This window comes from Flavobacterium lindanitolerans, from assembly GCF_002846575.1.
Classification (GTDB): Bacteria; Bacteroidota; Bacteroidia; order Flavobacteriales; family Flavobacteriaceae; genus Flavobacterium; species Flavobacterium lindanitolerans.
Genome location: NZ_PJND01000007.1, coordinates 1,703,834 through 1,716,598, shown reverse-complemented (window position 1 = coordinate 1,716,598; position 12,765 = coordinate 1,703,834). Strand labels below are relative to the sequence as shown.

Genomic DNA, 12,765 nt, shown 5'->3' with positions numbered 1-12,765 from the left:
ATACAACCAATGAAACGATTACTATCTATAGAGCTCCAAAAAATTTGGCAGAATAAGGCAAGCAGAGTATTGACCCTTACTTATTTCATTCTGCTTTCGTTTATTGCCCTGATTGCTTCCATCAATTTCAGCTTTTTGGGAATTAACTTCCGTATTGCCGACCAGGGAATTTTCAATTTTCCGTATATATGGCATTTCAACACCTACATTGCCGCCATCCTTAAATTTTTCCTTGCCGTTGTAATTGTTTCAATGATGGCAAACGAATATACCTATGGAACGCTCAAACAGAATCTTATAGACGGACTGAGCAAAAAAGAATTCATACAGTCAAAATTGATAACCGTTGCACTTTTCGCATTGGGCTCTACAATTTTTATTTTCATCATGTCGATGATATTAGGGCTGTGCTTTTCTTCTTATGACGAAGCTGCCATTATCTTTTCCGACCTGGAATATTTTTTGGCCTATTTCATAAAACTTGTGGCCTTCTTCTCGTTCTGTCTTTTTCTGGGCGTATTGGTAAAACGTTCTGCTTTTGCATTAGGTTTCCTGCTTGTATGGTTTTTTGCAGAAAAAATCTTTTACGGACTTCTGAGATGGTTGGTATTTACGAGTACGGAACAGGTAGATAAAGTTGCCGCTTTCCTTCCGTTAGAATCGATGTCAAATCTTATAAAAGAACCTTTTACACGTTTCAAGGCTTATAAGGCTATTGAAAATCAGGTCTCTGGCGGTGTAGCTGCAAAAGATTACAGTGTGCACTGGTATGAAATTGTTATTGTTGTCATTTGGACGGTTATTTTTATGTTAATGTCGTATAAAATTCTTCAAAAACGAGATTTATAGTATCTTTGCCGATACTATGAAAATGACGAAAGCCCACATTTTTTTCTTATTGGCAATTTGCGTTCCTTTTTTAGCCAGAGCGCAATATATTACAGTTAATGACACTTATACAAAAGAACAATTAGTCAGGGATGTCCTCATCAACAACACCTGTGCCAGTGTTTCAAATATCTCCGTTTTAGGCGGGAATTTCGCATCCGGAGAACAAAGCTATGGTTATTTTAATGCAGGAACGAGCAGTTTCCCATTTGCAAACGGAATCATACTAAGCACAGGAAGAGCTGTGGCCGCACAAGGTCCTAACAGCAGCCTGTTAGATGACGGACGCGGAATGGACTGGCCGGGCGATTCTGATTTGGAAGCTGCCCTGGAAATAAACAACTCTGTTAACGCTACCGTACTTGAATTTGACTTTATACCTCTCGGCAACAAAATAAGCTTTGACTACATTCTTTCTTCAGAAGAATATCATGATAATGCACCATGCCGCTATTCGGACGGATTTGCATTCCTGCTTAAAGAAGTTGGCGGCACCGGAGAATATAAAAACCTGGCTGTTATTCCAGGCACTACAATACCCGTTAAGGTAACCTCTGTACGTCCGGCAATTGGCGGAAACGGAGGTTGTGATGCTCAAAACGAAGAATATTTTGGCGGATTCAACGGATATGAACACCCAACTAATTTCAACGGACAGACTGTTATCATGACAGCCCAATCGGATGTAACGCCAGGCGTTCGCTATCATATAAAATTAGTTGTGGCTGATGAAGGCAATTACAGATATGACTCGGCTATTTTCTTAGGTGGAGGAAGTTTTAAGATAGAAACGGATTTAGGTAATGACCGATTGCTGGCAAATGGAAATCCGTTGTGTAAGGACGAAACCCTAACATTGAATGCGACTAACGCCAATGCCATACGTTATGAATGGTATAAAAACAGCATATTACAACCGGAAACAACTCCTACTTATCAGGTCATTGAAGCCGGCACTTATTCTGTACGCGTTGAACTTGCGGGAGGCTGTTTCTCAAATGGTGAAATAAAAATTGAATATTCACCTGTGCCAACAGTATCCAATGCTGTTTTAGTACAATGTGACGAAGATAACGATGGTCTTGCTTTGTTTAACCTCAACCAGGCAAACGCTCAGATTGTAGCAGCCGATCCTACATTAACTGATCCGGTTTATTTCAGGACCAATGCGGAAGCAGCATCGGATTCCAACCCGATTACCAACATTACCAATTTCGAAAATACACAGCCAATTGTTTATGCCCGCGTAGAAAACCAGTACGGCTGTTATGCTATTGCAGAAGTAACATTAAATGTTTCCAATAATAATATTGCCGACCCTCAGGATTTGAAAAAATGCGACACCGATGCCAATCCTTCAGACGGTCTTTCGGTTTTTAACCTGCGTGACAGGGAAGCAGATATTCTGATTAATCTGCCGGCAGGAAATGTGAACTATTACACTTCCTATGCAGATGCGTTATCAGGACTCAATCCGATTCCTACTCCTGAAGCATTTCCTAATACGGTTCCGTTTACACAGCGTATCTATGCAAAATTAAGCTCGGGTATTGATTGTTATGGAATTGCCGAATTTAATGTACGTGTCAATTATTTCGGCAACAGCCTGGATGATGTTGAAGTTACTATTTGCAGCGGCAGTTCTGTATTGTTAAATGCGGGAAGCGGCTTTTCAAGCTACAGCTGGAACACTCCAAATCACGAAACAACGCAAACCATTAGGGTTAATGCGGCGGGAACCTATACCGTTACTGTTACCAATGCTGACGGTTGCGAAGGCACAAAAAAATTCATTGTTACGGCTTCCAGTATTGCAACAGTAGAAACCATCCGAATAAGAGATTTCCAGGGAGGAAATAACACTGCAACTGTTGTGCTTACGTCAAACAGCATTGGAACCTACCAATATTCTCTTGACGGAATTACTTTTCAGGATTCGCCAACATTTACGAATCTGGCTCCCGGCCGTTATAACGTCATTATAAAAGAAGCAGACTGTGGTACTATTACCCATGAATTTTACATCATGGATTATCCTAAATTCTTTACCCCGAATAATGACGGAACCAATGATTACTGGAGAATTCCATACCTACAATATCAGCCTAATGCTACAGTTGCCATTTTTGACCGTTATGGCAAGCTCATTTACTTTTTCAAAGGAGGGCAACCGGGTTGGGATGGCAAGCTGAACGGGCACGATTTACCGGCAAACGACTATTGGTTTAAAATAATATTGCAAGACAACAGAGAAATCAGGGGACACTTCTCACTTTTGAGATAATTTTCTATCTTTGAGAGCTAATCGGCTCAATATGAGGTCAAAATTACTGGTATTATTTCTGTTCTTATCCATAAGTTGCTTCCCCCAGGGCGAAGCATCGAACTGGTTTTTTGGCAACAGAGCCGGTATCCGGTTTAATAGTGACAATACAATAACCACCCTTTCTACTTTTCCAAATCCAATCAGAATCGTTACTGACGAAGGATGCAGTTCTTTTTCTGACCTTAACGGCAATCTCCTGTTATATACAGACGGCCGTACTGTTTGGGACAGAAACCATGTTATCATGCCAAATGGAGATTATGCAGCGGGTACAGGATTGTTTGGAGACCCTTCCAGTACGCAATCAGGCATTATAATACCCAATCCTGCCAATCCCAATCTTTATTATATTTTTACGGTAGACGAGCCGCACCATCAGAATGCGGCGGCCTATCCCAATCAATTTTCAGGAGTATATGAAGCGGGAGGAGGCACAATTCCGGATGGAGATGACGGTTTCAACAACGGTCTTAACTATTCTGTTGTTGACATGTCACTTACCGGAGCAAACGGAAGTATTGGGAATGTGACAACAAGAAACGTTCATCTGGTTACTTATAACCCCGACCCTGCCGGTGAAGAAATCAAATATAAATGTTCTGAAAAAATAACGGCTGTCCAGATACGAAACGGAGGCGGTTACTGGGTCATCACCCATTTCATAGACAAGTTTTATGCTTTTAAGATTGACCCTTCAGGTGTTAGCACCACTCCTGTGATTTCGCAACTTAACCCTGTAGTTCCTATTTCGGGTTACAGAAGAAATGCGATTGGACAAATTAAGGTTTCTCCCAACGGAAAAAAAATTGCTGTCGCCCATGTTCAGATTACTGAAACACATGTAGGTCCTCAAACCGGCGGTGCTCTTTATCTCTATGATTTTGATAACAGTACCGGAATTGTTTCTAACGGTCAGGCAATAGTAACTGATGCCAGCTGCTATGGAGTTGAATTTTCTGCCGAAACTAAAAAGCTTTACCTGTCGGCAGAAAACGGAGTAATGCAGTTCAATCTCGAAGCTGCATCCATTCCAAATTCAGGACAATTTATTTCCAGAAAAAGTTTTTCGGCACTTCAACTGGGTCCTGACAAGAAAATTTATAAAGCCAACATCAACACCGGATTTGAAGATGCTTTTCTGGACGTTATCAACAATCCGGAAGAAGACGGAATAGCCTGCAATTATCAAAATGCCGCAATTAGTCTGGACCAGGGAATATCCCGATTCGGACTACCTCCGTTCATTACTTCCGTATTCAGCACAAACATCCTTGCCAAAAATCTTTGTGCAGGTCAGGCTACAGAATTTGAAGTAAGTGCCAATGGTTTCGTTCAAAGTGTGGTATGGGATTTTGGTGACGGCAGTGCCTTTAGTACTGTTTCTGAACCATCTCATGTCTTTCCCGGTCCCGGAAATTATACTGTTTGGGCAACTGCTGTTGTAGAAGGAAGAACTATCCGAAGCAGTAAAAACATACAGATTAATCCGCTTCCAACAGCATTTCCTTCCAGCCTGACACAATGCAGCCCGACAGCAGCTGACACCAATATTCTTTTTAAACTTTCCGAAGCTTCGCAAAATATTACCGGAGGCAATACAAATTTAAGTGTCTCTTTTTTCCTGTCTTCCCAGGCGGCGAATGACAATGCCAATCCATTGCCTAATTCCTACCCTAACATCTCCAACCCGCAACGGGTTTTTGCCCGGGTAACAGACAATACGACCGGATGCTTTGTGACAACAACACTAGACCTAACTGTAAACGCTGTAATAAATGCTCCCTTGCTACTTGAAAAATGTGATGAGCTGAACGGTGAGGACGGAATTTCTGATTTCACACTCACTGATGTAGTGATTCCCGGAATTTCTCCGACAGCCACTACTTCCTACTATGCCAGTATTGATGATGCGCTGCTTGAACAAAATGCACTACCTACAGCCTATAGAAATACAGTACGTGACAGACAGACAATTTATGCCCGGATAGAAGAGAACAATGAATGCGATGGCCTTTTCCCTATTCATCTTGTCGTAAATCCGTTGCCACAACTCAGAACAGAAGACACAGACTATGTCTGTACCAACCTGCCTAATCGTTACATTACTTTAAACCCGGGTTTGTTACAGGGCACTATCTCTGATTATACTTATGAATGGTCAACTACACCAATACAAACCACACCTACAATAAGAGTTAATCAGGTGGGAACCTATACCGTTAAAGTAACAACTGCCAAAGGCTGTTCCAAAACCAGAACTATCACTGTCCTGCCATCCAATAATGCTACTATTGCGGATGTAGTAATTGTTGACCTGGTACAAAACAACACCGTAACCGTACTGCTGTCACCGGAAAGCATTGGAAGTTACCAATACAGCCTTGACCTGCCAAACGGTCCTTTTCAGGATTCTAATCATTTTGAAAATGTAAGCCCTGGTTTTCATACTGTATATGTCTATGATACGCGCGGATGCGGAATTGTCAAAAAAGACATTTCCGTACTATACATACCTAATTACTTTACTCCAAATGGCGATGGTTACAATGACACCTGGAATATTATTGGAATAAATTCCGTATTCTATTCTAATGCCAAAATTTACATCTTCGATCGATTTGGCAAACTTCTCGCAGATGTTGATCCCAAAGGTGCCGGTTGGGACGGAAATTATAACAATCATCCCGCTCTATCAACAGATTACTGGTATTTGGTACTTTTAAACAAAGAAAGAACCGTGAGGGGGCACTTTTCTTTAAAAAGATAACAATTCGTTTAAAAAATATGATAAATTTGGGCAAATATCCTTAAACGAATGATACTTAAAAAATTCCTCCTTGCGCTCCTGTTCTTTTTTACCGTAACCAAGGCCTTTTCTCAGAACGACTGTACCGATGCCATTGTGGTATGTGGAAATACGGGATTTCAAGGTCTTAGTGCTACAGGAATCGGGATTCAGGAATTGGGATTTGGAAACAACTGCAGCAGTGAGGAAAATAACAGTATCTGGTTAAAGTTGTCAATTGACACCGGAGGAACACTCGGTTTTATTCTCACTCCGGAAAACAGCAACATTAATGTAGATTTCGATTTTTTCATATTTGGCCCTAATGTTAGCTGCGGCAGTTTAGGGCAAGCCATCCGCTGTTCAACTACAAACCCGCAAGCTGCCAATGCAACAGACAATCTCACCGGTCTTAAAGATGATGAAGTTGACACTACTGAAGGACCCGGAGCACTTGGTAACAGTTTCGTACAATCTTTAACAGTTAATAATGGTGAAAGCTATTTTCTGGTTATTGACAGGCCTGTAGGTTCAAGTAATTTTTCACTAACCTGGACAGGAACGGCTACATTTAATCAACCTCCAACATTCCAAATGCCTACAGGAGTTGCCCTTGATATGGAAAATTGCGACAATGACGGTACTATTGATAATTCTACCTCTTTCAATCTCGATTTAAACACCAGCACCATTATTGGAACCCAAACCTCTGTAGCTGTTACATATCATACCAGCCTTAATGATGTATTAACGGGAGAAAGTCCAATAACACCATCCAATGATTTCAGAAATACAGTAAACCCGCAGCCTATTTTTGCCCGAATCACCAATACTGTAACCGGTTGTTTTTCAACATCGGAATTTTCGGTTGAAGTAATCAATTCGGTTGTCATTCCAAACAATCAGTTTGCAATTTGCGACGATAACCTTGATGGTGATGACCAGAATGGGCAAGCGACTTTTATTATGAGTGATGTCACGAATGGCATAATTGCCAATTCAAATCCTGTCGGAACTACAGTAGATTATTATTCCAGTTTTGCCAATGCCATGGCTAATACCGGAGCTTACGGACCTACTTATTACAACATGATTCCTAATGAGGAACCTGTATTCATCAAAGTCACTAATCCGAATGGCTGTTTCAGAATAGAGGAAATCAAACTTATCGTAAATCCGCTTCCTGCCAAAGTCAGTGGCACTTTGGTTCAATGTGATACAGGCTTAACTCCGGACGGATTGACTTTATTCAATCTCAACGAAGCAGTCCCATCCCTAACCGGGAACGATGCCAATCTTGGTGTAACATTTTTCAGGACAGGCACAACGACACCGCTTCCTACTGCCTATAACAATATATCAAATCCCGAAACCCTTGATGTAAAAATCACCAACCTCACGACCGGATGTTTTAGCTGGGGAACCCTCGATTTAAATGTAAATGTTATTAACAGAACGGTTACTATTGCTCCGCAATGTGACCTGTCAGAAACAGGTATTATGCCTTTTGACCTTGGAACAACCGACCTTGTATTGTCTCCAACCGAAACCGCGCATTTTTATCCTAACCTCAACGATGCCTTACTGGAACAGAATGAAATTACCAATACCGGCAATTATCCAAACGCCACGCCTTACAATGCTACCATTTATGTGCGTATTGAAGATTCCAACAGTTGTTCGGGGATTTCACCAATTCAATTGGTCGTTAACCGTCTGCCTCAAATCGAAGTACAGGACACTGACTATGTCTGTACCAATCTGCCTAATCGCTACACTACTTTAGATGCAGGATTATTGCAAGGCTCCGTAACTGATTATACGTATGAATGGTCAACAACTCCCATACAAACCACATCTTCCATAAGGGTTAATGAAGCAGGAACCTATACCGTCAAAGTCACAAATGCCAATGGCTGTTCCAAAACCAGAACCATAGAAGTACTGCCATCCAATAATGCTACTATTGCCGACATAGTGATAGTCGATTTAACACAGAATAATACCGTAACTGTAATCCTTGACCCTACAAGCATTGGCGGCTACCAATACAGCCTTGACCTGCCAAACGGACCTTTCCAGGATTCCAATTATTTTGAAAATGTAGCTCCTGGCGTACATACTGTTTATGTATACGACACCCATGGCTGCGGCATTGTATCAAAGAAAATTTCCGTACTGAAAATCCCGGCCTTTTTTACGCCTAACGCAGACGGCACTAATGACACGTGGGACATCATCGGTATTAGCCCGAACTTCTTTGCCAATTCCAAAATCTATATTTTTGACCGTTTTGGAAAGCTTCTTGCTGATGTGGACCCGAAAGGTACCGGATGGGATGGAAACTTTAATGGACATCCACTACCTGCCAATGATTATTGGTATCTGGTAAAACTGGAAACCGGCAGAACCATACGCGGACATTTTAGTTTATTGCGATAATAAACTATAAACTTTACTAATTTCAGACGAAAAAGGAATGAAGTCAGTCATTATAAAACCAAAAAACGAACTGCTGAAAAAATATGTTCAGTATTTTTTGTTTTTCAAAAAGTCCGACAACCAGTCCTTGAACTATACTACCTTTCCCAACAATAATTTATGTCTGGCAATTTATAAGCATAGTGCGGTCAGATACATAAATGACTCCAAAACAAACAGCTGTAGTATTACAGAAGGCAATAAAAATTTTACAAGCAGATTTTACGGATTCCATAAAATGCCTTTCAATGTCAATATAAATGGCTGTCTTGACCAGATTTGTATTATTTTCTACCCGTCTGCTTTAAGAGCTTTCACAAAAGATTCTTATGCTGACCTGATGACTTTTGATGATGCTTTTGAAGAAATTTTTACCCACAAAAATTCTTTCACTTTGGAACAGATTTTTGAACAGGACGATTTCACAAAAAGAGCCGGACAATTAGAACTTTTACTTCTCAAAAACTTAAAAAACGAGTTACCTGAAAAATTGAAAGAGGCACTACATTACATATCGAAATACAGCCACAACGAAAACTTCAACATCGAAACACTATCCAAAAAACTGGAAATAAGTGACACAACCCTATTCCGATTGTTTAAAAACCATCTGGGGCAAAACGCAAAATCCTATTTAAAAACCATACGTTTCAGGAACACATTGGACGGAATCCTAAACCAGCAAAACAATCTGACAACAATTGCCCACTTTAATCAGTATTATGACCAGGCCCATTTTATCAATGATTTCAAAACCTTTTCGGGCTATTCACCAAAACAGCTCATCGATAAGGTTTCGGTACAGCAAAACGACCTGACCTGGATATACAATAAAAAATAACAGTGAATGATTTTTACAATTTTTGAAGACACCGGTTTTATTTCTTTGTGTCAAAATATGTAGAATCATGAAAAAAACCCTATCCCTCCTTTTAATCTGCCTTTGCATTGCCTGTGCCACTAATCACAAAAACGCCATATCACATTCGGCAATTATTGAAGGTACTCCTATGTTAACCTATGAACAGCTTTTAGAAGACCACGACTCCTTAGTATCCTACATCAATCAGGTAAGCCCGATTGTCTATTTCAATGAAGAAGTAAGAGGAATCGATTTTAATCTTCATGCCAGAGAACTAAGAAAGCAAATCCAGCCCCGGACTACAATTCCGGAATACCTGCAAATTGTAGAAAAAACACTTAATTCTGCTCAGGACGGCCATTCAAACATGTTAGGAAGCTGGCACCTCGACATCCTGAAAAACAATTGGATACCAAAAGGGGTTGTAACAGGAATTGATACCAGTTCCATCCAATACGGTTATAAATATGATGATTATGTCAACAAGCAATTCTACACAAAGCTAAATCTGGAACTGGTCTATACTTCAGGTCAATATTACAATCTATTGCCGTTCTCTTATTCCGATAAAAAATATCCGGCCTCAATGAAACTCATAAGCTGCAACGGAACCGATATTCATGACTATGTAAAAACCCGTATTGAACAATCATCTCCTTTACGATGGGACCGGGAGAATGACAGGGTTTACCATGAAAAATTCTACAAACCGTCAGAAAATTATAAAAAAGGCATTTTGAAACTGGTCTTTTTAGACAAGGATAACAAGAAATACAACCTGAACATCAAAAAAAATGACACGGTCACTTTCTTACAAGAAAAGAATTCGGTGTACGGTTATAACGATGAAAAAACACCAATAATTACCCATTATTTTGAAAAAGAAAAAATCTTCTATGCTAAGCTGCCAATGATGGTCGAAGCTTATGGTGACACTCTTAGCGAGCGTTTAAGGCCAATAATTGCTAAAAATAAAGTCAATGCTATTGTACTCGATATCCGAGGAAATCCCGGAGGAAGTGACAATACTTACAGCAACTTTCTGAAAAAAGTAGTTAAAGATACCTTGGGGCAAAACGTAATGGTTGGCAGAAATTTCAGTCCTTATAACCAAAAGTATTTTAACATCAATAAAGATTCTGTGCAGAACAGGACTACGCATACTTTTAAGATAAATGCCGCTACCTTAAAAAAGCCGAAAATGTATTATATCACCTATCCAAATTTTAAATTTGTAGTTCCTGATTCTTTAAATTTTTCTTTTGAAGGCAAAATCTATGTCTTGCAGGACCGATTTATTTATTCCTCTGCCAGCAACCTTTCAAACCTGGCCAAAAACAATGAGCAGCTCATAAGTATAGGAGAAACGCCCGATTTACTTGGCGGTCTTCAAACAAATCCGACAGTGCTTCAATTGCCGCATAGTAAAATCATATTCAGAATAGAATCTCAAATTGATTTTACGGGTTGCAAAACGCCAAAAGACATCTTTCAGAACAATGTAGAATATCCTGTAAGCTATTCCATAAAAGAACTCTATTCCCGTATCACAACTAAAGAGGACATCTTTGGCAAACAGTTTTTATTAAACAACGACCCTATGTTCCAAAAAGCAGTGGAACTTGAAAAAACGCGTAGGCAAGAGTAACAACATATCATCCTATAATGAACATGCCTGGAAATATTATAATTTTTCCGGGCATGTTCCAATTATACAATTTTCTTATTCCTTTTATAGGTAATTTTATCTTTTGAAGGCAGTAGGCAAAAATCGAAAATCATCAATCAAAAATCATCAATTATCAATCAAATCACATGAAAAAAACAATCTTTCAGGCATTATTCCTGATGCTTTGCGCAATCAAGGCTTTTTCGCAAACCGACAATGTTGAATTACAAAAAATGGCCGACGACGACCAGAATTCCAGAATGAAATCCGATATCAACTGGATGATTTTAAACAAGGAAGACAGCTTGCGTCGTGTCCGCGTTTTTGAATTACTAAAAGAAAACAAAGTACAAACGGCTAAAGATTACTTCAATTCAGGAGTCGTTTTCCAGCACGGAAATGACACCATTGCTTCCGGCATGGCAGTAAAAACTTTTAAAAAAGCTTTAGAACTTGATCCGTCACTCAACAGATGGTGGTATGCCGCAGCCGTAGACAGAGATCTTATGAGAAAAGGAGAACCGCAGATTTATGGAACACAGTTTACAAAAAACAAGTCCACAAACGGCAAATGGGTACGCTATAAAATAGACCCAACCAAAGTAACCGACGAAGAACGCCAATATTACGCTGTAGAAACTTTAGCGCAACAAATCGAAAAAGAAAGGAAGATGAATTTAAAAACCATTTCCTCTTATTACAATTCCGGCAATTTGGCAGACAAGACAATTAAATTAATAAAACAGGAATTCAAAAAAGGGACAAAATCAGAATATGATATTTCTGAAGAAGCGGTCAACGAATTTGGCTACAACCTGCTCAACCAAAACAAGAACGAAGAAGCCCTGAAAGTTTTCAAACTAAACACAGAACTTTATCCAAATGGTTACAACACCTATGACAGCTATGGTGAATGCCTGATGAAATTGGGGCAAAAAGAAAAAGCCATAAAAGCTTATAAAAAATCGCTGGCACTAAATCCGGAAAACGGTAATGCAAAACAAATAATAAACGAAAATAAATAATAAAAAAGCCTGTCCGATTTGGACAGGCTTTTTTATTATTTCCAAATCTTTAGAAATGTCTCACCAGGCTGTTAGCCTGTAATGCAAACTTTAGGTAGATTCGTCTCTGATTTCAGATAAAAACCAGGAGTTTCCAAAAAGCGAAAATATATAGGATATGTAAATTCCGTTATCATACCCTACCCTTTTGTATATAATTTTAGTATCTGTCTTTTCTATCTTAAAAGTAAACCTGTCTGTTTTTTTATTCATAGCCAAAGTATCCGCAGTAAAATCAGTATACGCACTTTCCGTTTCCTTAGCATAACGCACAGATAAGTCTTCGTCTATATCTTCATAATAGGCTATTTTCAAAGGATATTTAGTTCTTTCTTTTTGAAAGACACTATCTTTAGAAAACCGTTCGAAAAAAGCATCAAAGTTCTCAATTTCAGCAGTTCCATTTTCTGCTTGCTTTTCTGTTTTTGATTCCGGAATCTTGTGGATTTCCGGTGCCTGTTTCTGCTTGCAGGAAAGAAAACCACAGATTAATAGGAGTCTTATACAAACACAACTAATCTTTTTGCCCATTTTTATACTTTAAGAAACAAAGATATTGATTTATTAATCTGGGGCTAATCCCGAAAAAACCTAATCTTCTCTTAATTTTTCAACCTCAACTATTTTCATTTGAAAAAACTTTTATCTTAGCAAATGCACTATCATGGTAGTGTATCATCATCAATCAAA

At 39.3% G+C, this 12,765-nt stretch carries 8 protein-coding genes; 7 read left to right on the top strand and 1 reads right to left on the bottom strand.

Annotated features, from left to right (window positions below; all coding sequences use genetic code 11):
* Positions 1-9: 9 nt before the first annotated feature.
* The 7 genes from B0G92_RS07510 to B0G92_RS07480 all read left to right on the top strand — a co-directional run bounded on the left by B0G92_RS07510 (position 10) and on the right by B0G92_RS07480 (position 12,036).
* The gene (locus B0G92_RS07510; protein WP_056070037.1) at positions 10-849 is read left to right on the top strand and encodes an ABC transporter permease subunit; all 840 of its coding nucleotides are present in this window, start codon (positions 10-12) and stop codon (positions 847-849) included.
* Positions 850-871: 22 nt separating this feature from the next.
* Positions 872-3,172 (top strand): T9SS type B sorting domain-containing protein, encoded by a 2,301-nt coding sequence (locus B0G92_RS07505; protein WP_180326414.1) that lies wholly within the window; start codon positions 872-874, stop codon positions 3,170-3,172.
* A gap of 31 nt (positions 3,173-3,203) precedes the next feature.
* Positions 3,204-5,981 carry a T9SS type B sorting domain-containing protein gene (locus B0G92_RS07500; protein WP_101471644.1) on the top strand — a complete coding sequence of 926 codons (2,778 nt, stop codon included), beginning with the start codon at positions 3,204-3,206 and terminating at the stop codon, positions 5,979-5,981.
* 48 nt (positions 5,982-6,029) lie between these two features.
* A complete protein-coding gene (locus B0G92_RS07495) occupies positions 6,030-8,441 on the top strand; it encodes a T9SS type B sorting domain-containing protein (protein WP_101471643.1) in 2,412 nt (803 codons plus the stop codon).
* A gap of 37 nt (positions 8,442-8,478) precedes the next feature.
* A complete protein-coding gene (locus tag B0G92_RS07490; protein ID WP_101471642.1) occupies positions 8,479-9,321 on the top strand; it encodes a helix-turn-helix domain-containing protein in 843 nt (280 codons plus the stop codon).
* A gap of 67 nt (positions 9,322-9,388) precedes the next feature.
* Positions 9,389-10,990: a S41 family peptidase gene (locus tag B0G92_RS07485; protein WP_101471641.1), complete on the top strand. Its 1,602-nt coding sequence runs from the start codon at positions 9,389-9,391 to the stop codon at positions 10,988-10,990.
* Positions 10,991-11,157: 167 nt separating this feature from the next.
* Positions 11,158-12,036: a tetratricopeptide repeat protein gene (locus B0G92_RS07480; RefSeq protein ID WP_101471640.1), complete on the top strand. Its 879-nt coding sequence runs from the start codon at positions 11,158-11,160 to the stop codon at positions 12,034-12,036.
* A gap of 90 nt (positions 12,037-12,126) precedes the next feature.
* Here the strand turns inward: B0G92_RS07480 and B0G92_RS07475 are convergent, their stop codons facing one another.
* On the bottom strand, positions 12,127-12,606 hold the full coding sequence (locus tag B0G92_RS07475; RefSeq protein WP_101471639.1) for a DUF4348 domain-containing protein: 480 nt from the start codon (positions 12,604-12,606) through the stop codon (positions 12,127-12,129).
* Between the last annotated feature and the right edge of the window lie 159 nt (positions 12,607-12,765).

What these genes read in the sequence shown, in the direction of transcription:
- B0G92_RS07510 (WP_056070037.1), top strand. Translation starts at nt 10, where the DNA reads ATGAAACGATTACTATCTATAGAGCTCCAAAAAATTTGGCAGAATAAG.
- B0G92_RS07505 (WP_180326414.1), top strand. Translation starts at nt 872, where the DNA reads ATGACGAAAGCCCACATTTTTTTCTTATTGGCAATTTGCGTTCCTTTT.
- B0G92_RS07500 (WP_101471644.1), top strand. Translation starts at nt 3,204, where the DNA reads ATGAGGTCAAAATTACTGGTATTATTTCTGTTCTTATCCATAAGTTGC.
- B0G92_RS07495 (WP_101471643.1), top strand. Translation starts at nt 6,030, where the DNA reads ATGATACTTAAAAAATTCCTCCTTGCGCTCCTGTTCTTTTTTACCGTA.
- B0G92_RS07490 (WP_101471642.1), top strand. Translation starts at nt 8,479, where the DNA reads ATGAAGTCAGTCATTATAAAACCAAAAAACGAACTGCTGAAAAAATAT.
- B0G92_RS07485 (WP_101471641.1), top strand. Translation starts at nt 9,389, where the DNA reads ATGAAAAAAACCCTATCCCTCCTTTTAATCTGCCTTTGCATTGCCTGT.
- B0G92_RS07480 (WP_101471640.1), top strand. Translation starts at nt 11,158, where the DNA reads ATGAAAAAAACAATCTTTCAGGCATTATTCCTGATGCTTTGCGCAATC.
- B0G92_RS07475 (WP_101471639.1), bottom strand. Translation starts at nt 12,606, where the DNA reads ATGGGCAAAAAGATTAGTTGTGTTTGTATAAGACTCCTATTAATCTGT.